Source organism: Enterobacter cloacae complex sp. 397G4, assembly GCF_050031515.1.
Lineage (GTDB): Bacteria > Pseudomonadota > Gammaproteobacteria > Enterobacterales > Enterobacteriaceae > Enterobacter > Enterobacter hormaechei_C.
Genome location: NZ_JBLGWE010000001.1, coordinates 31,107 through 54,054 on the forward strand (window position 1 = coordinate 31,107; position 22,948 = coordinate 54,054).

The 22,948-nt window shown below is 57.5% G+C and carries 24 protein-coding genes; 14 read left to right on the plus strand and 10 right to left on the minus strand.

What is annotated here, in order from left to right:
• Positions 1–37: 37 nt before the first annotated feature.
• Positions 38–127 carry a type I toxin-antitoxin system toxin TisB gene (tisB, locus tag ACQG1Y_RS00150; RefSeq protein ID WP_017383683.1) on the minus strand — a complete coding sequence of 30 codons (90 nt, stop codon included), beginning with the start codon at positions 125–127 and terminating at the stop codon, positions 38–40.
• A gap of 726 nt (positions 128–853) precedes the next feature.
• Here tisB and ACQG1Y_RS00155 point away from each other — a divergent pair.
• The 10 genes from ACQG1Y_RS00155 to ACQG1Y_RS00200 all read left to right on the plus strand — a co-directional run bounded on the left by ACQG1Y_RS00155 (position 854) and on the right by ACQG1Y_RS00200 (position 10,756).
• Positions 854–1,567: a hypothetical protein gene (locus ACQG1Y_RS00155; RefSeq protein WP_058688754.1), complete on the plus strand. Its 714-nt coding sequence runs from the start codon at positions 854–856 to the stop codon at positions 1,565–1,567.
• A 195-nt stretch (positions 1,568–1,762) separates the two neighbouring features.
• Positions 1,763–2,242, plus strand: coding sequence for an Hcp family type VI secretion system effector (locus tag ACQG1Y_RS00160; RefSeq protein WP_045339525.1), 480 nt, complete (start codon positions 1,763–1,765; stop codon positions 2,240–2,242).
• Positions 2,243–2,349: 107 nt separating this feature from the next.
• Positions 2,350–2,448: an ilvB operon leader peptide IvbL gene (gene ivbL, locus ACQG1Y_RS00165; RefSeq protein ID WP_057979964.1), complete on the plus strand. Its 99-nt coding sequence runs from the start codon at positions 2,350–2,352 to the stop codon at positions 2,446–2,448.
• A 106-nt stretch (positions 2,449–2,554) separates the two neighbouring features.
• The gene (ilvB, locus tag ACQG1Y_RS00170) at positions 2,555–4,243 is read left to right on the plus strand and encodes an acetolactate synthase large subunit (protein ID WP_015570114.1); all 1,689 of its coding nucleotides are present in this window, start codon (positions 2,555–2,557) and stop codon (positions 4,241–4,243) included.
• Between the two features lie 3 nt (positions 4,244–4,246).
• On the plus strand, positions 4,247–4,534 hold the full coding sequence (gene ilvN / locus ACQG1Y_RS00175) for an acetolactate synthase small subunit (RefSeq protein WP_015570113.1): 288 nt from the start codon (positions 4,247–4,249) through the stop codon (positions 4,532–4,534).
• A 125-nt stretch (positions 4,535–4,659) separates the two neighbouring features.
• Complete coding sequence (uhpA, locus tag ACQG1Y_RS00180; protein WP_003861054.1) at positions 4,660–5,253, plus strand: transcriptional regulator UhpA; 594 nt, start codon at positions 4,660–4,662, stop codon at positions 5,251–5,253.
• A complete protein-coding gene (gene uhpB / locus ACQG1Y_RS00185) occupies positions 5,250–6,755 on the plus strand; it encodes a signal transduction histidine-protein kinase/phosphatase UhpB (protein WP_426736523.1) in 1,506 nt (501 codons plus the stop codon). Before uhpA ends, uhpB begins: the two co-directional genes overlap by 4 nt.
• The gene (locus tag ACQG1Y_RS00190; protein WP_058688752.1) at positions 6,748–8,058 is read left to right on the plus strand and encodes an MFS transporter; all 1,311 of its coding nucleotides are present in this window, start codon (positions 6,748–6,750) and stop codon (positions 8,056–8,058) included. The genes uhpB and ACQG1Y_RS00190 overlap by 8 nt, the downstream gene beginning before the upstream one ends.
• Positions 8,059–8,190: 132 nt before the next feature.
• The gene (gene uhpT, locus ACQG1Y_RS00195; protein ID WP_032668898.1) at positions 8,191–9,582 is read left to right on the plus strand and encodes a hexose-6-phosphate:phosphate antiporter; all 1,392 of its coding nucleotides are present in this window, start codon (positions 8,191–8,193) and stop codon (positions 9,580–9,582) included.
• A gap of 169 nt (positions 9,583–9,751) precedes the next feature.
• Positions 9,752–10,756, plus strand: a complete 1,005-nt coding sequence (locus tag ACQG1Y_RS00200; RefSeq protein WP_045338707.1) for an alpha/beta fold hydrolase — start codon at positions 9,752–9,754, stop codon at positions 10,754–10,756.
• On the opposite strand, the gene ACQG1Y_RS00205 is transcribed toward ACQG1Y_RS00200, so the two are convergent.
• Positions 10,744–11,646, minus strand: a complete 903-nt coding sequence (locus ACQG1Y_RS00205; protein WP_058688751.1) for a LysR family transcriptional regulator — start codon at positions 11,644–11,646, stop codon at positions 10,744–10,746. The two genes, ACQG1Y_RS00200 and ACQG1Y_RS00205, sit on opposite strands and share 13 nt — an antisense overlap.
• 99 nt (positions 11,647–11,745) lie before the next feature.
• Here ACQG1Y_RS00205 and ACQG1Y_RS00210 point away from each other — a divergent pair, with 99 nt between their 5' ends.
• The 3 genes from ACQG1Y_RS00210 (at position 11,746) to nepI (ending at position 14,133) form a co-directional block, all read left to right on the plus strand.
• Positions 11,746–12,198, plus strand: a complete 453-nt coding sequence (locus ACQG1Y_RS00210; RefSeq protein ID WP_414234757.1) for a DUF1198 domain-containing protein — start codon at positions 11,746–11,748, stop codon at positions 12,196–12,198.
• A gap of 97 nt (positions 12,199–12,295) precedes the next feature.
• Entirely contained in the window at positions 12,296–12,814 is a 519-nt protein-coding gene (locus ACQG1Y_RS00215; RefSeq protein ID WP_047741035.1) for an SRPBCC domain-containing protein, read from the plus strand.
• A gap of 128 nt (positions 12,815–12,942) precedes the next feature.
• A complete protein-coding gene (gene nepI, locus ACQG1Y_RS00220) occupies positions 12,943–14,133 on the plus strand; it encodes a purine ribonucleoside efflux pump NepI (RefSeq protein ID WP_015570108.1) in 1,191 nt (396 codons plus the stop codon).
• Between the two features lie 48 nt (positions 14,134–14,181).
• Here the strand turns inward: nepI and ACQG1Y_RS00225 are convergent, their stop codons facing one another.
• The 6 genes from ACQG1Y_RS00225 to ACQG1Y_RS00250 all read right to left on the minus strand — a co-directional run bounded on the left by ACQG1Y_RS00225 (position 14,182) and on the right by ACQG1Y_RS00250 (position 20,104).
• Positions 14,182–15,087: an EamA family transporter gene (locus ACQG1Y_RS00225; protein WP_032103766.1), complete on the minus strand. Its 906-nt coding sequence runs from the start codon at positions 15,085–15,087 to the stop codon at positions 14,182–14,184.
• Between the two features lie 147 nt (positions 15,088–15,234).
• A complete protein-coding gene (locus ACQG1Y_RS00230; protein WP_086524143.1) occupies positions 15,235–16,614 on the minus strand; it encodes a carbohydrate porin in 1,380 nt (459 codons plus the stop codon).
• A gap of 136 nt (positions 16,615–16,750) precedes the next feature.
• Positions 16,751–17,053: a PTS lactose/cellobiose transporter subunit IIA gene (locus ACQG1Y_RS00235; protein WP_014168006.1), complete on the minus strand. Its 303-nt coding sequence runs from the start codon at positions 17,051–17,053 to the stop codon at positions 16,751–16,753.
• Between the two features lie 5 nt (positions 17,054–17,058).
• Positions 17,059–18,435 (minus strand): glycoside hydrolase family 1 protein, encoded by a 1,377-nt coding sequence (locus ACQG1Y_RS00240; protein ID WP_058688749.1) that lies wholly within the window; start codon positions 18,433–18,435, stop codon positions 17,059–17,061.
• Between the two features lie 17 nt (positions 18,436–18,452).
• The gene (locus ACQG1Y_RS00245; protein WP_023302832.1) at positions 18,453–19,778 is read right to left on the minus strand and encodes a PTS sugar transporter subunit IIC; all 1,326 of its coding nucleotides are present in this window, start codon (positions 19,776–19,778) and stop codon (positions 18,453–18,455) included.
• An 11-nt stretch (positions 19,779–19,789) separates the two neighbouring features.
• On the minus strand, positions 19,790–20,104 hold the full coding sequence (locus ACQG1Y_RS00250) for a PTS sugar transporter subunit IIB (RefSeq protein ID WP_032668892.1): 315 nt from the start codon (positions 20,102–20,104) through the stop codon (positions 19,790–19,792).
• 293 nt (positions 20,105–20,397) lie between these two features.
• Between ACQG1Y_RS00250 and ACQG1Y_RS00255 the strand changes: the two genes are divergently transcribed.
• Positions 20,398–21,348, plus strand: a complete 951-nt coding sequence (locus ACQG1Y_RS00255) for a LacI family DNA-binding transcriptional regulator (protein WP_003861033.1) — start codon at positions 20,398–20,400, stop codon at positions 21,346–21,348.
• A 48-nt stretch (positions 21,349–21,396) separates the two neighbouring features.
• Here ACQG1Y_RS00255 and ACQG1Y_RS00260 read toward each other — a convergent pair whose 3' ends face one another.
• Both ACQG1Y_RS00260 and ACQG1Y_RS00265 read right to left on the minus strand, forming a co-directional pair.
• Positions 21,397–21,693 (minus strand): YicS family protein, encoded by a 297-nt coding sequence (locus ACQG1Y_RS00260; RefSeq protein ID WP_003861030.1) that lies wholly within the window; start codon positions 21,691–21,693, stop codon positions 21,397–21,399.
• Between the two features lie 82 nt (positions 21,694–21,775).
• Positions 21,776–22,933, minus strand: coding sequence for a multidrug effflux MFS transporter (locus tag ACQG1Y_RS00265; protein WP_058688748.1), 1,158 nt, complete (start codon positions 22,931–22,933; stop codon positions 21,776–21,778).
• Positions 22,934–22,948: the final 15 nt, after the last annotated feature.

Consider the following 22,948-nt stretch of genomic DNA (forward strand, 5'->3'; position numbering starts at 1 on the left):
GGTTGCCCGCCCCTCTCAGGTGCGACTTGAACCTGAATCACCGAACGTATTTCAGGACAGCATCAAGCAGTTGCAATACAGCAACAATGAGTTTGAGGACAAGTATGACCATATCCACGACGCTCATACGCGTCTCCTTTTGGTTAAAAGGAGCACGATGCTGGCGTACCTTTCCGCCGCCTGTGGCCAGCACCTGGATTGACGTAACACAGTGTGCTCACTTCAGGGGTTAAGGCACTGACGGCACCACCCGTTTCAGCCAGGACTTTGTTGCGCCGGTAAACTGCGGCCCCCTCGCTCACTGCGAACACCCTCAGTATAGATAAATACTGTATGTATGAACAGTATTTTATGGACAAAATTTGGAAGGCGATCCATACTCAAAAACGTCAAAATCCGTGCCGGAATTGCGCGTTCGTCTTCGATCGCGTATACTTTTCGCGTTGACGTAACACAGTGTGTTCTGCGGCAACCAACCGCAAAACCCTGATAAAAACCTCGCTTAGGCGGGGTTTTTTGTTTTCAGGGCAGCCCAGAAAAGGTGCTTGTTGACTTATTGGCAATGGGTGCGGCTGGCATGCAGTATGATTCAATGATTAATTTAATAAGTTCTAATAAGCAGTGGTTCTGGTTCTAGGCCACTTATACAAGTTTACGTCTCTCAATACATAAACTCATTCCAGACATCAATACTCTTCTGAAAGTGAAAAAATGGTATCGACTATAATTGCAGTAAATAATAATGAACTAATTTATATTTTTCTTAAATATTTGCGGGGTTAACCCTCCTTAATTTGAATCATTCGATTTTTCATTGTACTATCTATAACCACACGTATAGTATGGATACATTATGCAGGCATCTGATTATTTAAAGATGAAGTTCCAAAGCGACAGGCAGTTGGCTATTTATGGGCAGCAGGGCGTTGCAGGGACGTGGAAAGCATTACAGGGGATCGGCTCTGATATTTACTCAGGAATTGAGCGTGTAAGTTGGTACTCATCATGCTTAATCCCCAGCTATCACGATGTGTGTGACGAGCTTCTCTCAGAAGAAAAGAGAATGTACCTCTCAATTCTCTCGCTTTACCGTTATCGCGATGTAATAGCCCACATGCTATATCTTTATTTTGAAAGTGTTATTTCCGATTCTGAAAATGGAAATGAACACAATCGCGTTCGTAAGACGGATTCAAAAGTAACCGGGCTTGTTAATAACATACCGACCAGCAAGGCCGCGCGTTTAGCGATAGCATGGGGTCTGGCCAAATCCCTTTCCGAATCTGGCCTGCTGTCTGAAATCGTCGTCGAACGGCTTGCACGCCGCGTACCTAACGTTGTCATGGCGCTTCAATTGATTGGAACGGAACAGAAGTGCGCTCTTGCTGCTCGTCGCCTGAAAACATTGGACCCTAAGTATTACGCCACCCTCTATGCCGCACAACTGGAGATGCTTTACTACTTTTTTGAGCCTTTCCTGTCTGAACTCATTAAGAAGGTGCAGTTGGGATTCTATAAGTATTTCGATGCAATTTATAAAGACTTAAAGGGCAAGGAGCATGTTTAAAAGTCTGTTATCAATTCTATTTACGGATATTTTATTCCCTGTTTATATTTTTGCGTGCGCCTCTTTGTTCCTGTGGTTGGTACCTGACCACTGGGTCTTACTAACATTCATTGCTATCGTTGTGTTTATTATTGTTCACCCGATGATTTTTGGCCACTTTGATAAATACGATTAAATGTTATTAAAAGGATTTTTATGTCAAACCCAGCTTATTTGTTTTTAAAAGATGAAAATGGTTCTCCCATGGTTGGCCCTTGCCTTGTGTCAGGGCGTGAAGGTGCAATTGAACTTAAAACGTTCACTCATAATGTCAACGTCCCGGTCGACGGGAATACCGGGAAATTGACGGGTACGCGTATACACATGCCCATCATGTTTCAAAAAGAATTTGATCGTGTAACCCCGCTTCTCTTTCGCGCATTGAGTACGGGAAGAACGCTCAAGTCAGCCACTATTAAGATGTATCAGATTAATGAGGCGGGTTTTGAACAGGAGTATTTTAATATCTTCCTGGAGAATGTGAAAATAACCTCAATCACACCAGACCTGTATCCCGGCGCAAACACCGGAACCCACCTTGAAACGGTTCTCATACGCTACGAGAAAATCACCTGGAAGCATTGCGACGGCAATGTCATCTATAGTGACACCTGGAATGAGCGAGCAACGTACTGAAACGTGATCCCTGACGCATTTTTGCGCAGATGAAAATATTTCCATTGTCACATCCGAAAACCTGTGTTTGTATAAATTCAATCAATGATTCCAAACACAGGTCCCCAATGACTTCATCCATCTTCACTTCGACCCTACTAAAAACTGCGCAACCTGCCGCAGTGGTCGTCGTGCGTGTGGTGGTGGTCGTCGGCAATGCGCCGTAGGGACTGGATCAACACACGAATCCAAAACCCCGCCGGCGCAAACCGGGCGGGGTTTTTCGTTTAGGACCCTCCCCGGAAGGCTGGCTCAGAAGAAAAGGACTGGAGCATGGCAAGTTCGGGCACAACATCCACCAAGACGCGTTTTACAGGCGCGCAGCTGATTGTTCATTTACTGGAACGACAGGGCATCACCACCGTTGCGGGCATCCCGGGTGGGACCGTACTGCCGCTGTATGATGCGTTAAGCCAAAGCACACAGATCCGCCACGTGCTGGCGCGCCACGAGCAGGGCGCAGGCTTTATCGCCCAGGGCATGGCGCGTACCCAGGGTAAACCGGCGGTCTGTATGGCCTGTAGCGGGCCGGGCGCCACTAACCTGGTGACCGCCATCGCCGACGCGCGTCTCGACTCCATTCCGCTGATCTGCATTACCGGCCAGGTGCCGTCCTCGATGATCGGCACCGATGCGTTCCAGGAAGTCGACACCTACGGCATCTCTATCCCCATCACCAAACATAACTATTTAGTTCGCGATATCAGCGAGCTGCCTCAGGTTATCAGCGATGCGTTCCGCATTGCGCAGTCTGGCCGCCCGGGCCCGGTGTGGATAGACATTCCTAAGGATGTCCAGACCGCAGAAATTGAGATCGACGTTCTGCCGGAGCCGGGTGACCGTGCCCCCGCGCCAGAATTCAGCGCTGAGAGCGTGCGCGATGCGGCGGCGATGATCAACGCCGCCAAACGCCCGGTGCTCTATCTGGGCGGCGGGACGATCAACGCCGCGGATGAAATCCGCCAGTTCGCTGAAAAAGCTAATTTGCCCACCACCATGACCCTGATGGCGCTGGGTATGCTGCCAAAAGCGCACCCGCTCTCTCTCGGCATGCTGGGCATGCACGGCGCGCGCAGCACCAACTACATCCTGCAAGAGGCGGATTTGCTGATAGTTATGGGGGCGCGTTTTGATGACCGGGCGATTGGCAAAACCGAGCAGTTCTGCCCGAACGCCAAAATCATTCACGTGGATATCGACCGCGCCGAGCTGGGTAAAATCAAGCAGCCGCACGTGGCGATCCAGGGCGACGTGGCCGAGGTGCTGGCGCAGCTGATCCCGCAGACGGAGGCAACCGACCGCGCCGACTGGCGCCAGCTGGTAGCCGATCTGCAACGGGAGTTCCCGGGCGCTATCCCAACCGAGGGCGACCCGCTGAGCCACTATGGTCTTATCAACGCCGTTGCCGCCTGCGTGGATGACAGCGCGATTATCACCACCGACGTCGGCCAGCATCAGATGTGGACCGCCCAGGCATATCCGCTGAACCGTCCGCGCCAGTGGCTGACCTCCGGCGGCCTTGGCACCATGGGCTTCGGCCTGCCAGCAGCGGTTGGCGCGGCGCTCGCCAACCCGGACCGCAAGGTGATCTGCTTCTCCGGTGACGGCAGCCTGATGATGAATATTCAGGAGATGGCGACGGCGGCCGAAAACCAGTTAGACGTCAAAATCATTCTGATGAACAACGAGGCGCTGGGTCTGGTGCACCAGCAGCAGAGCCTGTTCTACAAGCAGGGCGTGTTTGCGGCGACCTATCCGGGGATGATCAACTTTATGCAGATTGCCGCTGGTTTTGGCCTGCACACCTGCGATCTGAACGCCGAAGAAGATGCCCACGCGGCGTTGCAGGATGCGATTTCTCGCCCTGGCCCGGCGCTGATCCACGTGCGTATCGACCCTGAACAAAAAGTGTATCCGATGGTGCCGCCGGGTGCGGCAAATACTGAGATGGTGGGGGAATAAGCCATGCAGAAACAATGTGATAACGTCATTCTGGAACTCACCGTCCGCAACCACCCAGGCGTCATGACCCACGTCTGTGGGCTCTTTGCCCGTCGGGCGTTTAACGTGGAAGGCATTCTGTGCCTGCCGATTCAGGGCAGCGAGCACAGCCGCATCTGGCTACTGGTGAACGACGACCAGCGTCTGGAGCAGATGATGGCGCAGATCGACAAGCTGGAGGACGTCACCAAAGTGGCACGCAACCAGTCCGATCCCACCATGTTTAACAAAATTGCGGTGTTTTTTGAGTAAATCACTTAAGGTAAGAGGCTTTTGCCGGATGGCGCTGCGCTTATCCGGCCTGCAAGGACGTTACACGTAGGCCGGATAAGGCGTTTGCGCCGCCATCCGGCGCGTTCACGCATCAGGATCAAACCATGACCACCATCGCCCTTATCGACGACCACCTTATCGTTCGCTCCGGCTTTGCCCAGCTTTTAAACCTCGAACCGGATTTTCAGGTCGTGGCCGAGTTTGGCTCAGGACGCGAGGCGCTGGCGGGCCTGCCGGGACGCGGGGTGCAGGTCTGTATCTGCGATATCTCAATGCCGGACCTCTCCGGGCTGGAGCTGTTAAGCCAGCTGCCGAAAGGGATGGCGACGATTATGCTCTCGGTCCACGACAGCCCGGCGCTGGTCGAGCAGGCGCTCAACGCGGGGGCGCGCGGGTTTCTCTCTAAACGCTGTAGCCCGGACGAGCTGATTGCCGCCGTGCGTACCGTCTCCACCGGCGGCTGCTACCTGACGCCGGATATTGCCATCAAGCTGGCGGCGGGACGGCAGGATCCGCTCACCAGACGCGAGCGCCAGGTGGCAGAGAAACTTGCCCAGGGCATGTCGGTGAAAGAGATTGCCGTAGAGCTGGGGCTGTCGCCAAAGACCGTTCACGTTCATCGCGCCAACCTGATGGAAAAACTCAACGTCAGTAACGATGTCGAGCTGGCGCGCCGTATGTTTGACAGCTGGCAATGAACTCCCTGTTTTCGCGGCTGATCGCCGTTGTTGCCAGCTTTTTCATCTTCTCCGCCGCGTGGTTCTGTCTGTGGAGTATCAGCCTGCATCTTGTCGAGCGCCCGGAGCTGGCGGTGCTGCTGTTCCCCTTTGGCCTGCGGCTGGGGCTAATGCTGCAATGCCCGCGCGGCTACTGGCCGGTGCTGCTGGGCGCAGAGTGGCTGATGCTGATCTGGCTGGCGCAGGAAGTGGCCCTCGCGCACCTGCCTTTATTGATGACCGGAAGCCTGCTCACGCTTATCCCGGTCGCCCTGATTTCCCGCTACCGTCACCAGCGCGACTGGCGCACGCTGCTGCGTCAGGGTGCGGCGCTGATTGCCGCCGCGCTGTTGCAGTCCCTGCCGTGGGTGGGTGAAAAGGAGGGGCTCAACGCCCTGCTGCTGACCCTCACCGGCGGCCTGACGCTGGCCCCGACCTGCCTGGTTTTCTGGCATTACCTTACCAGCACCGTCTGGCAGCCGCTCGGCCCGGTGCTGGTCTCCCAGCCGGTGAACTGGCGCGCCCGGCACCTGATCTGGTATCTGCTGCTGTTTGTGGTGAGCCTGTGGTTGCAGCTTGGTCTGCCCGCTGAATTATCACGCTTCACGCCGTTTTGTCTGGCGCTGCCGATCATCGCCCTTGCCTGGCATTACGGCTGGCAGGGCGCATTGATCGCCACGCTGATGAACGCCATCGCGCTGATTGCCAGCCAGACCTGGCACGATCACCCGGTAGATCTGCTGCTCTCGCTGCTGGCCCAGAGCCTGACCGGGCTGCTGCTCGGCGCGGGCATACAGCGCCTGCGCGAGCTGAACCAGTCTCTGCAAGCCGAGCTGGCGCGCAACCGCCGTCTGGCGGAGCGTCTGCTGGAGACGGAAGAGAGCGTGCGCCAGGAGGTTGCTCGCGAGCTGCACGATGACATCGGCCAGACCATCACCGCCATCCGCACCCAGGCGGGCATTGTCCAGCGCCTGGCGGCAGAAAATGCGGGCGTGAAGCAGGGCGGGGCGCATATCGAACAGCTTTCGCTGGGCGTCTATGATTCCGTTCGTCGCCTGTTAGGGCGGCTGCGCCCGCGCCAGCTTGACGATCTCTCGCTCGAGCAGGCGATACGCTCTCTGATGCGCGAGATGGAGCTGGGGAGCCGCGGGATTGTCAGCCATCTCGACTGGCGCATTAACGAACCTGCGCTGAGTGAAGGCCAGCGTGTGACGCTGTTCCGCGTCTGCCAGGAAGGGCTGAACAACATCGTCAAACACGCCAGCGCCAGCGCGGTAACGATCCAGGGCTGGCAGCAGGACGAGCGCCTGATGCTGGTGATTGAAGACGACGGCTGCGGCCTGCCGCCGGGCTCCGGGCAGCAGGGCTTTGGCCTGGCGGGGATGCGCGAGCGAGTGAAGGCGCTGGGCGGCACGCTGACGATCTCCTGCACCCACGGGACGCGCGTCAGCGTCAGTTTGCCGTTAAGGACACACCATGTTTAAAACCCCCGCCAGCGCCGCCCCGCTAAGCAACAAAGCGGAAATCGATGCCCGCTACCGCTACTGGCGTCGCCATATCCTGATTACCATCTGGCTCGGCTACGCGCTGTTCTATTTCACCCGCAAAAGCTTCAACGCCGCCGCACCGGAAATCCTCGCCAGCGGCGTGATGACGCGCACCGATATCGGCCTGCTGGCGACGCTGTTTTACATCACCTACGGGCTGTCGAAGTTCTTCTCCGGCATCGTCAGCGACCGCTCCAACGCGCGTTATTTTATGGGCGTCGGGCTGATCGCCACCGGGGTGGTGAACATCCTGTTTGGCTTCTCCACCTCGCTGTGGGCCTTCGCCCTGCTGTGGGCGCTGAACGCCTTTTTCCAGGGCTGGGGCGCGCCGGTCTGCGCCCGCCTGCTCACCGCCTGGTACTCACGCAACGAGCGCGGCGGCTGGTGGGCAATCTGGAATACCGCGCATAACGTCGGCGGGGCGCTGATCCCGATGGTGGTCGGCGCGGCGGCGCTGCACTACGGCTGGCGCGCGGGGATGATGATTGCCGGTGGCCTCGCGATTGTCGCCGGGCTGTTCCTCTGCTGGCGCCTGCGCGACAGGCCGCAAACCGTCGGCCTTCCACCGGTGGGCGACTGGCGGCACGACGAGATGGAGATCGCCCAGCAGCAGGAAGGGGCCGGGATGTCCCGCCAGGAGATCCTCACCAAATACGTGCTGAAAAACCCGTACATCTGGCTGCTGTCGCTCTGCTACGTGCTGGTCTACGTGGTGCGCGCGGCCATCAACGACTGGGGCAACCTGTACATGTCCGAAACGCTCGGCGTGGACCTGGTGACCGCCAACTCGGCGGTGACCATGTTTGAACTGGGCGGGTTTATCGGCGCGCTGGTGGCGGGCTGGGGCTCGGACAAGCTGTTCAACGGCAACCGCGGTCCGATGAACCTGATTTTTGCCGCCGGGATTTTGCTCTCCGTCGGGTCGCTGTGGTTGATGCCGTTCGCCAGCTACGTGATGCAGGCGGCGTGCTTCTTCACCATCGGCTTCTTCGTCTTTGGCCCGCAAATGCTGATCGGCATGGCGGCGGCGGAGTGTTCCCACAAAGAGGCGGCAGGCGCGGCGACGGGCTTTGTCGGGCTGTTTGCCTACCTCGGCGCATCGCTCTCCGGCTGGCCGCTGGCGCGGGTGATCGACATCTGGCACTGGAGCGGGTTCTTCGCGGTGATCGCCATCGCGGCGGGCATCTCCGCCCTGCTGCTGCTGCCGTTTTTGCACGCGCAGGCACCGCGCGAAGCGTGACGCGCCTCACCTTTTGCTGCCGAGACGCGCAAAACTAAGAAATTTTCCCGGTTTCACCTGGACGCTGTCTCAGGCATCTCTCCTGGCTGGTTTTTACAATGCTGCAAAAATCAGCTCAGGAGTAACTCAGTCATGCTGGCCTTCTTAAATCAGGTGCGCAAGCCGACCCTGGATCTGCCGCTCGACGTGCGGCGCAAGATGTGGTTCAAACCGTTCATGCAGTCCTATCTGGTGGTCTTCATCGGCTACCTGACCATGTACCTGATCCGCAAAAACTTTAACATCGCGCAGAACGACATGATCTCCACCTACGGGCTGAGCATGACGCAGCTGGGGATGATTGGCCTGGGCTTTTCCATCACCTACGGCGTGGGGAAAACGGTTGTGTCCTACTACGCGGACGGCAAAAACACCAAGCAGTTCCTGCCGTTTATGCTGATCCTCTCCGCTATCTGTATGCTCGGCTTCAGCGCCAGCATGGGCGCGGGCTCCGTCAGCCTGTTCCTGATGATCGCCTTCTACGCCCTGAGCGGATTCTTCCAGAGTACCGGCGGGTCGTGCAGCTACTCCACCATCACCAAATGGACCCCGCGCCGCAAGCGGGGTTCCTACCTCGGCATGTGGAACATCTCACACAACCTCGGCGGAGCGGGTGCGGCAGGCGTGGCGCTGTTCGGCGCGAACTACCTGTTCGACGGTCACGTGATCGGCATGTTTATCTTCCCGTCGATTATCGCCCTGATTGTCGGCTTCATCGGCCTGCGCTTCGGCAGCGACTCACCGGAATCGTACGGCCTCGGCAAAGCTGAAGAGCTGTTCGGGGAGGAGATCAGCGAGGAGGACAAAGAGACCGAAGAAAACGAGATGTCCAAATGGCAGATCTTTGTTGAGTACGTGCTGAAAAACAAAGTGATCTGGCTGCTCTGCTTCTCGAACATCTTCCTGTACGTGGTGCGTATCGGTATCGACCAGTGGTCCACCGTGTATGCCTTCCAGGAGCTGAAGCTCTCGAAAGAGGTGGCGATTCAGGGCTTCACCCTGTTCGAAGTAGGCGCGCTGGTCGGTACCCTGCTGTGGGGCTGGCTCTCGGACCTCGCCAACGGTCGTCGCGCGCTGGTGGCCTGCGTCGCGCTGGCGCTGATTATCGCCACGCTCGGCGTTTACCAGCACGCCAGCAACCAGTACGTTTACCTGGCGTCGCTGTTTGCGCTCGGCTTCCTGGTGTTCGGTCCGCAGCTGCTGATCGGCGTGGCGGCGGTTGGCTTTGTGCCGAAAAAAGCGATCGGCGCAGCCGATGGGATTAAGGGCACCTTCGCTTACCTGATCGGCGACAGCTTCGCCAAGCTCGGTCTGGGCATGATCGCCGACGGCACGCCAATTTTCGGCCTCACCGGCTGGGCGGGCACCTTCGCCGCGCTGGATGCGGCAGCGATTGGCTGTATCGTCCTGATGGCGATGGTTGCGGTGCTGGAAGAGCGTAAGATCCGCCGCGAGAATCGTGCGCAGAAATTAAAAGTAGCCTGAGTGTGCAGGTAACTTCTTTGCCCGGTGTGTGATGCCGGGCTTTTTTATTTTTCACGGCCTGCCTTTTACCTTTACCCCGCTTTACACACCCGCCCCTCTCCATGCTCTACAGTTTTTTTGCTGCCGCCTTTCGTGCAGCCTTAGCCCTTTTTGCTAACGGAGAGCTTGCATGTTGACCCGACGATTGTCCTGCCTGGCGCTGTTGATGGCGCTGGCCTCCCCCGCAATGGCCGCGAATGCCCCCACCTACGGCGAGAAGCTGGAAGGTTTTGACTACGGCTGGCCGGTCAAACACTTTACCTTTACCTCGCAGAACCAGCCTCTGGATATGGCTTACCTGGACGTGAAACCGGAAAAACCCAACGGCCGCACCGTGGTGCTGATGCACGGCAAAAACTTCTGCGCCGGTACCTGGGACGGAACGATCCGCGCGCTTTCAGCCAGCGGGTATCGCGTGATTGCACCCGACCAGATCGGCTTCTGCAAATCCACTAAGCCGGAGCATTATCAGTACACCTTCCAGCAGCTGGCTGATAATACCCACGCGCTGCTGAAAACGCTCGGCGTTGATCGCGTGACGGTCGTCGGCCACTCGACCGGCGGCATGCTGGCGACCCGCTACGCGCTGATGTGGCCGCAGCAGGTGGAGCAGCTGGTGATGGTGAACCCAATAGGGCTTGAAGACTGGAAAGCGCGCGGCGTGCCGCATATTACGGTCGACCAGTGGTACCAGCGTGAGCTGAAGGTCAGTGCCGACGGTGTTCGTCAGTACGAGAAAAACACCTACTACGCCGGGGAGTGGAAGCCGGAGTACGAGCGCTGGGTCACCATGCTTGCCGGGTTAAACAACGGGCCGGGCAAAGCGCGCGTGGCGTGGAACTCGGCGCTGCTCTACGACATGATTTATACCCAGCCGGTCGTCTATGAACTTAGCGAGCTGAAGATGCCGGTATTATTGATGATCGGCACGAAGGACAACACCGCCATCGGGAAGGATCTCGCCCCACCGGAGATCCGCAAGACGCTCGGCAATTACGCGGTGCTGGGTAAAGAGACGGCGAAGCGTATTCCGCATGCGACGCTGGTTGAATTTAACGACATGGGCCACGCGCCGCAGATGCAGGATCCTGCTCGCTTCCACGAGGCGCTGCTGAAAGGGCTTCAGGCGCGCTGACTGGTCTCCAGCAACAGCCCGCGCAGCCACGCCTGCGCGGGGTTGCGGTGCGTTCTGCCGTGCCAGGCCATGCTTTTGGTAAAGCCGGGCACGGGAACCGGCGTCTCGCAGACGAATATCCCCGTCTGCTTTTCCGCTATGCGTGATGGCACAACGGCAATCATATCGCTGAGGGCCAGCACGTCCGGCAGGACTAAAAAGTTACTCACCGATAAGCCAACATGCCGCGTTCGGCCAGTCTTCTCCAGCGCGCCATCCGTTACGCCGCGAAAACCGTCGCCCTCGTAAGAGACCAGCACATGCTCCAGGGCGCAAAACCGGTCTAACGTCATGGGCTGTCCGGCATCCGGATGGTCAGCACGCATCATGCAAACGTACCGTTCATCATAAAGCGCCCGGCTGTGAAGCTCGTCAGGCGTGGTGTGCGGGGTGATCAGCGCCACGTCGACAGAGCCTTGTTCGAGCTGGCTGACCAGACGGTCAGATTCCACAGGCACCACGCGCACGCGAATACCCGGCGCCTGTACCTTAAGCGCAGCGATAAACGGCACGACGACCGCGCGCAGGGCGTAGTCGGTCGCGGCAAGCGTGAAGGTGAACGTTGCGGTGAGCGGATCAAAGGCGATCGGCTGAAGCAGCTCGTCGATATCTGCCAGAATGCGTTTGACGGGAGCCGCCATCGCTTCCGCCCGGGTGGTAGGCACGATGCCGTGCGGCGCGCGGATAAACAGCGGGTCTTCAAAGTAATCCCGCAGGCGGTTAAGCATGCCGCTTACCGCTGGCTGGGTCAGGGCAAGACGCGCCGCCGCGCGGGTGACGCTGCGTTCGTCCAGCAGGGCATCCAGCGTTTTCAGCAGGTTAAGATCCAGCGTGCGCAGATCCGCTTTCATGACGTTTTTCCACCTCTTTTCCGTTTACTATTATGGCGCTGCCCGCTGTTGACGCACTGCGTTTCCCGCTATGATGGGCGGCTAGTCTAAGGAGAACGCATGGTCTGGATAATGCTGGCAACGCTTGCCGTGGTGTTTGTGGTTGGATTTCGTGTCCTGACCTCAGACTCCCGCCGCGCCATCAAACGTTTAAGCGAGCGGCTGGGGATCACCCCGATGCCGGTCGAGTCGATGATTTACCAGTTCGGTAAAACGCCGGGCAATGAGTTTATCCGCTATCTTGAACGCCCCGACGAGGCGCATCTGCTAAATGCCGCTCAGGTGCTGCTGATCTGGCAGGTCTGCATCGTCGACGCCAGCGAAGAGAATCTGCATACCTGGCACCGCATGCTGCGTAAAGCCCGTCTGGCCGCGCCGATCACCGACGCGCAAATCCGCCTCGCGCTCGGCTTTATGCGCGAGATAGAGCCTGACCCGCAGGAGCTTAACGCCTTCCAGCTGCGCTACAACCAGCTTTTCCTGCCGGAAGAGGGCGTGTTTTACCTGCACTGATATCACGAAACGTGATGAAGAGTATAAAGCATCGTCATTAGATTTATATCACCCGCAGGCGCACCATCACCTTATCAACTAACCGATGAGGTGAACCATGAAACAATCCGCCATTATCTGGCCGAACGACTACCTGCCCGGCACCACCGATAACTTTGCATCCAACGAAATCATCGTCGCCGGGCTGAGCGCAAAAGAGATTTGGGCGCAGCTTAACGACACCACCCTGTGGCCGAACTACTACAGCAACGCCGAAGATATCCGTTTTCACGACGGCAGCGGCCCGGCGCTGAGCGCCAACGCCCGCTTTCGCTTCACCACCTTCGGCTTCCCGGTTGAAGCGCAGGTGACGGAGTATGTTCCGCCCGTGGACGGCGAAGCCGCGCGTATCGCGTGGCACGGCTGGGTAGAAGGGGATGCGAATTCGCGTCTGGACGTGATCCACGCCTGGCTGTTTGAAGACCTGCCGGGAAACCGCGTGCGCATTCTGACTCAGGAGTCGCAGAAAGGCGTGCCGGCGCAGGAATTAGCGCGCACGGTGCCGAACCCAATGATTAACGGGCATCAGGAGTGGATTGTCGGGTTGGCGAATGCCGCTCTTAAGGCTCGCGGGTAATTTTGCCCGGTAAGCAAAGCGCCGCCCGGCATTAAAAAACGACAAAAGTTGTCGAAACGTTAAATTCGTCACACTTTTGATGATAAACTGCGCGACTTTTCCGCACGTTTTTATCTTCAGGTGATGCCATGACAGAACATACCCAGCCCACGACTACACCGCAGGCCAAAGAGGTTTCACGCCCCAACTGGTCGGCGGTTTTCTCCGTGGCATTTTGCGTCGCCTGCCTGATCACCGTCGAGTTCCTGCCGGTCAGCCTGCTGACGCCGATGGCGCAGGATCTGGGCATTTCCGAGGGCGTGGCGGGGCAGTCCGTGACCGTCACCGCGTTTGTGGCGATGTTCGCCAGCCTGTTTATCACCCAGGCGATCGGCACCATCGACCGCCGCAAGGTGGTCATTCTGTTCAGCGTGCTGCTGACGCTCTCCTGCCTGCTGGTCTCTTTCGCTGAAAGCTTCACCCTGCTGCTGCTCGGCCGTGCCTGTCTGGGGCTGGGATTAGGCGGCTTCTGGGCGATGTCCGCCTCGCTGACCATGCGCCTGGTGCCCGCGCGTACGGTGCCAAAAGCCTTGTCCGTTATCTTCGGTGCGGTCTCGATCGCGCTGGTGATCGCCGCGCCGCTGGGCAGTTTCCTCGGTGGAATTATCGGCTGGCGCAACGTCTTTAACGCGGCGGCGGTGATGGGCGTGCTGTGCATTATCTGGGTGTGGAAGGCGCTGCCGTCCCTTCCGGGGGAAGCGGCGCACCACAAACAGAACATGTTCGCGCTGCTGAAGCGCCCCGGCGTGCTGGCGGGGATGACCGCCATCTTCATGGCCTTTGCCGGGCAGTTTGCTTTCTTCACCTATATCCGCCCGGTGTATATGACCATGGCGGGCTTTGACGTGGACGGCCTGACGCTGGTGCTCCTGAGCTTCGGGATCGCCAGTTTTGTCGGCACCTCGCTGTCGTCCCAGTTCCTGAAGCGCTCCCTGAAGGTGGCGCTGGCGGGTGCCCCGCTGGTGCTGGCGATCAGCGCCGCGGTGCTGGTGTTGTGGGGCAGCGATAAGTGGGTGGCTTCGGCGATCGCGATTATCTGGGGCTTTGCCTTTGCGCTGGTGCCGGTGGGCTGGTCGACGTGGATCACCCGCTCGCTTGCCGATCAGGCGGAAAAAGCCGGGTCGATTCAGGTGGCGGTGATCCAGCTGGCGAATACCTGCGGCGCGGCGGTGGGCGGCGTAGCGCTCGACCACCTGGGGCTGACCTCGCCGCTGGTAATTTCCGGCACGCTGATGCTGCTGACCGCGCTGCTGGTGGCGGGGAAGGTTAAGGCGAAGTAGTGCTTTTCTCCCTCTCCCGTGGGAGAGGGTTGGGGTGAGGGCATCAGGCTACGCCGATGTCTGAACCCGTCTTCTCGAATCCATCGAAATCAACACCACCGACGACACAATCAGCAGCGTCCCCAGCCAGTCCGGCAGGGTGAATGCCACCCCCAGCAACACCACCGACAGCAGCGCGCTGCTCAGCGGCTCGGCGCAGCTCAGAATGCTCGCCTTCGGCCCGCCGATCATCTGTGCGCCTTTCAGATACAGGCTGAACGTCAGCGCGGTACCTATCACCACCAGGTAGAAAAACGCCAGCAGCAGGCCGCCGTCGATCACGAAGGTGGTGCCGCGTCCGGCGTAGAACGGCGTCAGCATTAGTCCCGCAATCAACATACTCCAGCCGACAATCGGCAGCGTGCCGTAGCGGGCGATAAGCGTCGACGGGTACGTCGTATAAAACGCCGCGGCAAACGCCGAGGCGATACCGAAGAACAGCGCGGCCGGCGAGATGGAGAGCGACGTCGGGTCGCCGTGGGTTACCAGCAGGAAGGTACCCACAAGCGACGTGAAAATCGCGGATAAGACAAATATGCCGGGACGCGTTTTCCGCGCCAGCGCAAACCATGCCACGATAATGGTCGGCGACAGAAACTGGAGCACGGTGGCCGTCGCGGCGTTGGATTTTTCAATTGTCAGCAGGAAGGTGAGCTGCACGGTAAGCGCGCCAGCCAGCGAGAAAAACAGCAGGCTGAGGGCGTCTTTGCGGTTTTTGATGACCGAGAAAATCTTGTCGCCGTGAACGAAGGAGAGCGTCAGCAGGATCACGCCGGTAAACAGCAGACGAACCATGGTCAGGTAAGGCGAAGAGATGTGGCTTTTCTCCATGATGTACTGCGCGCAAACCCCGGAACTGCCCCATAAAACGGCGGCGATCAGGACGTTGAGCATCCCTTTGCGTGTGGAACCCATGTTCTCCCCTGTTATGTTGTCGTTAATTGGCCAACAGCATAGCATGGTTGTGTGCGGCCTGATGCCCTCACCCCGGCCCTCTCCCACGGGGAGAGGGGGAAAACCGTAGGCCGGGTAAGCGTAGCGCCACCCGGCATGTTGTTGACCTTAGAACCACGCCTCCCACATCGCGCCGACGTTGAAGTCGTCCAGCGTTTCATCTTTGGTGTTGTTCACGCGCGCGGTACGTTCGTTATCCACCTTGCCGCCGGTCACGTAGAAGCGCAGCATCGGACGGAACTCCGGCCCCATGGCGATAGACATGTTCTGCGACAGGGTCAGCTTCCAGCCCTTGTTGTCGCCGCCGTTGTCGTAATCCACGTGCTGCCAGCCCGCTTCCAGCCAGGTGGAGTGAACGTCGTTCCACCAGTGCATCGGGCGCACGATGGCGTTGTAGTTCTTGCGGTTGTCGGTCTTATCGCGGCTGTTGTCGTAGTCATGGAAGGCGAGGAGGTACTCCACCTGCGTCGCCTGGGTGAATTTGTACAGCCCTTCGAAGCTGGCGTAGACCGTGGTCAGATCCTCGGTTTTGTTGAACACGCTGTTGTCCGCGTTATCGGAGTAGCGGGCAATCACCTTGTTCACGCCGCTGTCGTTGGTGTGGCTCAGCACCACGCCGCCCTGCCAGGCGTTCAGACGTTCGTCGCTCTCCACCGCTTTCGAGTCAAAGCCGTAGTTGGCGTACAGCTCCAGATCCAGCGGACCGAGCTTCACACCGTGGATTTTAGACGTCGCGGCGTAGTTGCCTTTGTCGCCCGTGCCGGACCCGCCGGTACAGGTGATGCGCGACGGGTTCGCTTCGTCCTCCATCACTTCCGGGCTACAGGATTCCACCGCTGCCACGGCGGCCACGTCAAACTGCACGCCGCCGATGTCGAAGTTCTTCACCCCGGCGCCCTGACCGTCGTGGTTCATCCAGAAGTAATCGTTGATGCCCTGCTGCGGACGCTGGTGGAAGTCGCGACCCGCCCAGAAGTAGGCGTTCGGGTTGGAGGCCATAATGTTGGTCACGCCGGCGTAGGCTTTCTTGAGGTTAACTTCGTCGCCCCAGTGGTCGATCATCACGTTGATGTCCCAGATGGCGCCGTTTTCGCCCTTGAAGGCTTTAGAGAGCTGGAACTCGCCGCCGTTGCCTTCGTTACCCAGACGACCAATGGCGGACGCGCCGTTGTAGGAGCCGTCCACCGCCACGTATTTCTGATCGGCAGCCTGGAAGTGCGCGCCGTAGCGGGCGTAGCCGGTAAATTTAACCCCGAACGGGATCGCCATATCCGGAGATTGCGCCGCGCTCTGCGGCTCGGTCACCACGTCCGCTTTTTTCGCGACCGCCGCGTCCATTTTGGCCTGACGCTCGGCCAGGGCTTTATCCACCGCTTTTGCCACAATGGCGTCGATTTGCTCCTGAGTGAATTCCTGAGCGAGAACGGAAATTGGGCAAAGCGCGGCGATAACCGCCATGGTTAATGGAAGTTTTTTAATCGTATTCATGGTTATCTCAATATAGTTTAATTTTATTCAGACAATAACCATCCCGCTCCGATCTGACAGAGTATGTCGCTATCATCAGAACAAGTGGATCTCTATTTAGGGTACAGAGGTATTACAGTAATTATTTCGCCATAGACTATCTCTGATATAAATGAATAATTTCTTCGGATAACTCGCGCGCTAATAAGGAATTCATTAAATGATCCTGGGCGTGCACCATAATTAAGGTCATCGGCTGGCGGGCTTCGCCCGCATCCTGCTCGATCAGTTTGGTCTGCATCTTGTGCGCCTGGCGCGCGTAGCCGTCGGCTTCGCGCAGCAGGCTTTTGGCCTCATCAAGGTTGCCCTGACGCGCCGCGTGCAGGGCTTCAAAGCACAAGCTGCGGGACTGGCCGGCGTTGACGATAATTTCCATTACGGCTTCTTCTAGTGCGATCATCATCATTACTCTTTATCAAAACTATTATTTAAGGCGGTGGCGGCAAACCACTCTCCGCTTTTTTTAATGGTGCGCTGCTGCGTCTCTACATCGAGCTGAATAAAACCGTAGCGGTTTTTATACGCATTACACCACGACCAGTTATCAATAAACGTCCACATATGATAGCCAAGGCAATTGCAGCCTTCGCTAATACCTTTGTGCAGCCACGATAAATGCTCAGAAATAAAATCGATGCGGTATTGATCGTTAATCTGGCCATTTTCAATAAAGCGCTGCTCGTTTTCGACGCCCATGCCGTTTTCCGAAATAAAGCAGCGAGGGTTACCGTAATTATCGCGCAGGTTAACCAGAATATCGTAAATACCCGGCGCGTAGATTTCCCAGCCGCGGTACGGGTTCATCTTACGGCCCGGCATCTCGTAATTATCAAAGAACCACTCCGGCATAAACGGCGCCTGCGGGTTCACCGCGCTGTCGCGACACTTCACGCGACGCGGCTGATAGTAGTTAACGCCGAGCAGGTCGATTTTCCCTTCCGCAATCAGGAAACCGTCTTCCGGCTTGCAGGCGGGCAGCTGATCGTAAGATTTCAGCAATGCCACCAGGTCCGCCGGATACTCCCCGCGCAGCACCGGGTCGAGGAAGCTGCGGTTAAACATCAGGTCCGCTATGTGCGCCGCCTTCACGTCCGCCGGGTTCCGGGAGCGCGGGTACGACGGCGTCAGGTTGAGCACGATGCCGATCTCACCCGCGTAGTGTCCGGCGCGGTAAGCCTGAACGGCCTTCGCATGGGCCAGCACGGCGTGATACGCCACGGTGGCTGCCCGACGAAAATCCACCACGTTCGGGTAGTGGAAGTCGTACAGATAACCGCCTTCCACCGGAACAATCGGCTCGTTGAAGGTAAACCAGTGCAGCACGCGGTCGCCGAACAGCTCGAAGCAAATCTGCGCATAGCGGGCGTACGCGTCCACCACGTCACGGTTTTCCCAGCCGCCAATCTCCTGCATCGCCATCGGCATGTCGAAATGGAACAGGGTGATAAACGGCGTGATGCCCTGCTCGTTTAGCTCATCAATGACCTGATTGTAAAAATCGACCGCGTCCGGGTTCACTTCACCGATACCGTCAGGGATCAGGCGCGCCCAGCTAATCGAGGTACGAAAGCTGTTGTGGTTCAGCTGCTTTAACAGCTGAATGTCCGTTTTCCAGTGCTGATAAAACGTGGAGGTGTGCTGCGGCCCCACGCCGTTGTGAAAACGGTTCGGCTCGCGGGCAAACCAGTAATCCCACGTGGTTTCACCCTCTCGTGTCCCTTCCGTCTGGAGAGCGGAGCTTGCGCTGCCCCACCAGAAGTTATCGGGAAATGCGTATTTCATGACTCTTCCTCTTTGACTTAATTGCTGGCGGCTTCAGCGTTACCGACGGTCGCCTGAGCTTTCTGCTCTTCGTTTTTGATGAGCGTACGCTCATAGGCACGCAGGAACGGCAGGTACATCAGCGCGGACATCACCATACAGACCAGGCACATCACCACCGGGCTGAGCGCCCAGTTCGCCGCCCACGACGCACCAATCGGCGCGGGGGTGGTCCACGGGGTTAACGAAACCACCTGAGCCAGCCAGCCGAGTTTGGTTGCGCCGTACGCCAGGCAGGCGTTGACCAGCGGAACAAACACGAACGGGATAAACAGCATCGGGTTCATGATGATCGGTGCGCCGAACAAAATCGGTTCGTTGATGTTAAAGAAGCTTGGCACCACGCCCATTTTGCCGATGGTGCGCAGGTGGGTAACGCGGCTACGCAGCAGCAGGAACGCCAGCGGCAGGGTGGAGCCTACGCCGCCAATCAGCAGGTAGTGATCCCAGAAACCTTGCAGATAAACGTGCGGCAGCGCCGCGCCCGCCGCCAGCGCCGCCTGGTTTGCAGAGAGGTTCGCCATCCAGAACGGGTTCATGATGCCGGTGACAATCAGCGACCCGTGGATACCAGCGAACCAGAAGATCTGGCACAGCAGCACGGAGAGCAGAATGGCGGGCAGCGAGTCAGACGCCGACACCAGCGGCTCCAGCAGGTGCATAATCGCCTGCGGGATGATCATCCCGGTCTGCGCTTCAATGAACAGGTTCAGCGGGTGCAGCGTTCCGATCACCACCATCACCGGGATCAGGATCTCAAACGAACGCGCCACGCCGGTCGGCACTTCCTTCGGCAGGCGGATGGTGACGTTGTTCTGTTTCAGCCACGCATAGACGCGAGTGGAGTAGATCGCGGTGATAAGCGCAGTGAAGATCCCCTGACCGGAGAGATACTGGGTCGAAATTTTGCCATCGGCATAGGGCGCGGCGACCAGCAGGAAGGCCATAAAGGCCAGCAGGCCTGACATCACCGGATCGAGGTTAAACTGACGCCCCAGGCTCGCCCCAATCCCCACCGAGATGAAGAAGGTCATCACGCCCATGCTGAGGTTAAACGGCAGCATCAGCTGTTCGCGGTAGGTCTCGGAGAAATCCAGCCAGCCGCGGGCGAAGCTGTTGGTGGTATCCGCCGAAAACGGCGGGAAGATAAACACCAGCATAAACGAGCCGATGATCATAAACGGCAGCGCAGCGGTAAAGCCGTCGCGGATGGCAATCACATACTTTTGCTGACCGAGCTTCGCGGCCAGCGGCGTAATTGACTGCTCAATCACCGCGACCATGGATTGATATAACGAACTCATGTGAACACCTTTTAGTGTGCCGCTTCGATGAGCGACAGAGCATAGTCCAGTACTTTATCGCCACGCTGCATGCCGTAATCCATCATGTCGATGGGCTGCACCGGAATGCCTTGCGTCGCTGCCTTGTCTGAGAGCGTCTTTAACATGTATTTCACTTGCGGTCCGAGAAGCACCACCTGATAGTACGGAAACTGCGTATCAAATTCGGATACGCCATACGCATCTATCTTCACGGGCAAGCCCCGTTCTTTTGCAACATCGATCATTTTGCTGACCAGCAGGCTGGTGGACATCCCGGCAGAGCAGCACAGCATAATCTTGAACATCGACAACCATCCTCAAAATGTAAAAAGTTATTGCGAGGATGATTGGACATGATACGGAAACCGGTTTCCATTTATAAAAGACAGAAGTGTGATAACCATCAAGATCCAATACTTATGAGGCTAATTAACCGGATGTGGGTCACATAATTTGGCTGTTTTGGCATCAAATTGAGTGGAAACGGAAAATCGGTTTCCATGGAAAACGGAAACGGATATACTCCGTTCTGGCTATAATGTGAGCCGTAGCGGTGATGGAAATTACAGACGCCAGTTGCGTCTGACAGGGGAGAGAGATGTCTACAATTAACGATGTATCGCGTCTGGCCGGGGTGTCCAAAGCCACGGTATCACGGGTGTTGAGCGGGTCGCGTGGCGTTAAAGAAGCCAGCCGCCAGGCTGTTCTGAAAGCGGTGGATGAGCTGAACTATCGTCCCAACGTGATCGCCCAGTCGCTGCTCAGCCAGTCGACGGGCTGCATTGGAGTGATTTGCGCGCAGGAAAACATTAACCAGACCACCGGTTACCTGTACGCGCTGGAAAAACACCTCAGCCAGCATCAAAAACATCTGCTGCTGCGTTTCGCACACACAAAAACAGAAGTGATGAACGCCCTTGAAGAACTCTCCTGCGGCTTATGTGATGACATTCTGGTGATTGGCGCGCGTTTCCCGCTGGACGTGGACATGGACAACGTGATTCTGGTCGACTGTATGGAAGCCGATAACGCCAACAGCATTCAGTTCGATCACGCGTTCGCGGCTGAAACGGCCTGTAACTATCTCACCAGCCAGGGGCGTCGCCAGATAGCGCTGATCCACCCGCACGGCAGCGGCTTTGCCGATCAGGTGCTGCTGGGCTACAAACACGCGCTGGAGAAAAACTTCCTGCCCTTTAATCGCAACCTCGTGTTTATGGACGCGACTTCATCGTCCGTTGCGCTTCAGGAATTACTCAACAACGCGTCCACGCTGAACTTCAACGCGCTGCTGGTGGCGGATGAGCAGGAAGCCCAGCGGGTGATCCCGCAGTTACAGGCGTTTAATAAATCGGTACCGGAAGACATCATGGTTTTCAGCCTCGGCGGTTCGCTGCATCTGCCGGGTATTCCGGTGATCCCGGCCATTGAGTATTCCATGGACGCCATGGCGGCGCGCATCGTGAGCTGGCTGACAGAGAAAACGCAGATGCTCGGGTCCTACGTTCTGCGCGGGGATTTGATTATTCCGGATGTGCGGAAGCGTTAAACGTGTGATGTAGGCCGGGTAAGCGTAGCGCCACCCGGCGCTCAACCCTCAGTAATCTTCCATACAATCCACCTGACTTACTGCATCCCAGTAGGCGTCCAGGTTGTCACGCTTCACGGCGGTGATGGCGTTTTTGATCAGCAGCTGATTGGCCTCAGACGACAAAATCATCGCCTGCCAGGCCTTATCGCTCTGCTTTTTCTGCGGGGTACAGGTTTTCTTCACATCTTTCAGGACCTGCTGTTTTATCTGGGCCTCTTTCTCCGGAGCGCTCTTCTCCTGCGCGTGAACAAACGCAGCGAAAATCAGGCAAACGAGCAGGCAAACCAGGTGTGCAGATTTCATCGAAACCTCCTTTGAAAGTCACATGCTTCCCCTGAAATATATCGTTACATTCATCAACGCGATTCAAGCCAAAAGTATGAATTTACGCATTCTGCGTGCGAGATCCGATCGCCAGTGCAATGCCATAGCTTACTAACACCGCGAGACTCATTTTCAGCATCGTTTCTCCGCCGATACCGGCGAGAGGCGCTGCGATCCCGCCGAATAAAAACATCAGCATGCCCAGAATGGCTGACGCTGTGCCGGACTCCTTCGCGTCGACTGCGCTCATCGCTTCTGAACCCGCAATGGTGCTGATCCCGCTGTTAAATGCGACGGTGAAAAAGAGTGCAATCAGTGCCGGAACGGAAAGCTGCATCCACGCAAAGAGCAACGTCAGCCCCGCGCAGGTTATGGCCAACACCAGACCTATTTGCATTAACCCTTCCGCCGGGTGTCGGCGTGCCAGACGGGAGAAAATCAGCGCTGAGACGATCAGGCCGATACCGTTCACACCGAACAGCAGGCTGAACTGCATGGCGCTCAGGCCATACTCGTTTTGCATCACAAAGGAGGATGCCCCGATATAGGCGAACAGCCCCGCCAGCATGAAGGCCTGGATCAGGCAGTAGCGCATAAAGCGACGATTTTTAAGTACCGTCCTGGCGGTTTGCGTCAGCGATCCCCCGCCCTGTTTCTCTGTGAGGGACTCGCGGATAAAAAGCTGGCTGGCGATCAGCAGCGCCAGACCCGCCCCTGCCATTACCCAGAACAGCATCCGCCAGTCGAAATGCGACGCGATATAGCCACCGAGTACCGGGGACACCACGGGCGCGATGCCGTTGACCGTCATCAGTAGGGCAAAAAACTGCGTTAGCATCGTGCCATTATAGTTATCACGGGCGATGGAGCGGGCAAGTACGGAGCCGCCCGCCCCGGCAACGCCCTGCACAAATCGCCAGCCGATCAGGGCGTAAATATTCTGCGTGCTGGCACAAAGCACTGAAGCCAGTACAAACAGCAAAAGTGAGAACAGCAGCGGCGTTTTACGTCCGATGCGATCGCTTAGCGGGCCGAAAAAAAGTTGTCCCAGCCCCAGGCCAATCAGCGCCGAGGTAAGAGAAAGCTGCGTCAGCGTTGTGGAGGTGTTGAGCTGGGTGGCGATCTCCGGCAGCGCCGGAAGATAAAAATCGGAACACAGCGGCCCGATAGCCGTCAGCAGGCCAAGGATGGCCGCGAAAGAAAAAGAGAGTTTTGCCATAGGTATTTACTCTGA

Excerpts from the sequence above, each read along its gene's own strand:
- ACQG1Y_RS00240 (WP_058688749.1), bottom strand. The coding sequence starts at position 18,435 with ATGAAATACGCATTTCCCGATAACTTCTGGTGGGGCAGCGCAAGCTCC.
- ilvB (WP_015570114.1), top strand. The coding sequence starts at position 2,555 with ATGGCAAGTTCGGGCACAACATCCACCAAGACGCGTTTTACAGGCGCG.
- ACQG1Y_RS00155 (WP_058688754.1), top strand. The coding sequence starts at position 854 with ATGCAGGCATCTGATTATTTAAAGATGAAGTTCCAAAGCGACAGGCAG.
- uhpB (WP_426736523.1), top strand. The coding sequence starts at position 5,250 with ATGAACTCCCTGTTTTCGCGGCTGATCGCCGTTGTTGCCAGCTTTTTC.
- ACQG1Y_RS00205 (WP_058688751.1), bottom strand. The coding sequence starts at position 11,646 with ATGAAAGCGGATCTGCGCACGCTGGATCTTAACCTGCTGAAAACGCTG.
- ACQG1Y_RS00200 (WP_045338707.1), top strand. The coding sequence starts at position 9,752 with ATGTTGACCCGACGATTGTCCTGCCTGGCGCTGTTGATGGCGCTGGCC.
- ACQG1Y_RS00260 (WP_003861030.1), bottom strand. The coding sequence starts at position 21,693 with ATGAAATCTGCACACCTGGTTTGCCTGCTCGTTTGCCTGATTTTCGCT.
- ACQG1Y_RS00230 (WP_086524143.1), bottom strand. The coding sequence starts at position 16,614 with ATGAATACGATTAAAAAACTTCCATTAACCATGGCGGTTATCGCCGCG.
- tisB (WP_017383683.1), bottom strand. The coding sequence starts at position 127 with ATGAGCGTCGTGGATATGGTCATACTTGTCCTCAAACTCATTGTTGCT.
- ACQG1Y_RS00235 (WP_014168006.1), bottom strand. The coding sequence starts at position 17,053 with ATGATCGCACTAGAAGAAGCCGTAATGGAAATTATCGTCAACGCCGGC.
- ilvN (WP_015570113.1), top strand. The coding sequence starts at position 4,247 with ATGCAGAAACAATGTGATAACGTCATTCTGGAACTCACCGTCCGCAAC.
- ACQG1Y_RS00215 (WP_047741035.1), top strand. The coding sequence starts at position 12,296 with ATGAAACAATCCGCCATTATCTGGCCGAACGACTACCTGCCCGGCACC.
- ACQG1Y_RS00255 (WP_003861033.1), top strand. The coding sequence starts at position 20,398 with ATGTCTACAATTAACGATGTATCGCGTCTGGCCGGGGTGTCCAAAGCC.
- ACQG1Y_RS00265 (WP_058688748.1), bottom strand. The coding sequence starts at position 22,933 with ATGGCAAAACTCTCTTTTTCTTTCGCGGCCATCCTTGGCCTGCTGACG.
- ACQG1Y_RS00245 (WP_023302832.1), bottom strand. The coding sequence starts at position 19,778 with ATGAGTTCGTTATATCAATCCATGGTCGCGGTGATTGAGCAGTCAATT.
- ACQG1Y_RS00190 (WP_058688752.1), top strand. The coding sequence starts at position 6,748 with ATGTTTAAAACCCCCGCCAGCGCCGCCCCGCTAAGCAACAAAGCGGAA.
- nepI (WP_015570108.1), top strand. The coding sequence starts at position 12,943 with ATGACAGAACATACCCAGCCCACGACTACACCGCAGGCCAAAGAGGTT.
- ACQG1Y_RS00160 (WP_045339525.1), top strand. The coding sequence starts at position 1,763 with ATGTCAAACCCAGCTTATTTGTTTTTAAAAGATGAAAATGGTTCTCCC.
- uhpT (WP_032668898.1), top strand. The coding sequence starts at position 8,191 with ATGCTGGCCTTCTTAAATCAGGTGCGCAAGCCGACCCTGGATCTGCCG.
- ACQG1Y_RS00250 (WP_032668892.1), bottom strand. The coding sequence starts at position 20,104 with ATGTTCAAGATTATGCTGTGCTGCTCTGCCGGGATGTCCACCAGCCTG.
- uhpA (WP_003861054.1), top strand. The coding sequence starts at position 4,660 with ATGACCACCATCGCCCTTATCGACGACCACCTTATCGTTCGCTCCGGC.
- ACQG1Y_RS00210 (WP_414234757.1), top strand. The coding sequence starts at position 11,746 with ATGGTCTGGATAATGCTGGCAACGCTTGCCGTGGTGTTTGTGGTTGGA.
- ivbL (WP_057979964.1), top strand. The coding sequence starts at position 2,350 with ATGACTTCATCCATCTTCACTTCGACCCTACTAAAAACTGCGCAACCT.
- ACQG1Y_RS00225 (WP_032103766.1), bottom strand. The coding sequence starts at position 15,087 with ATGGGTTCCACACGCAAAGGGATGCTCAACGTCCTGATCGCCGCCGTT.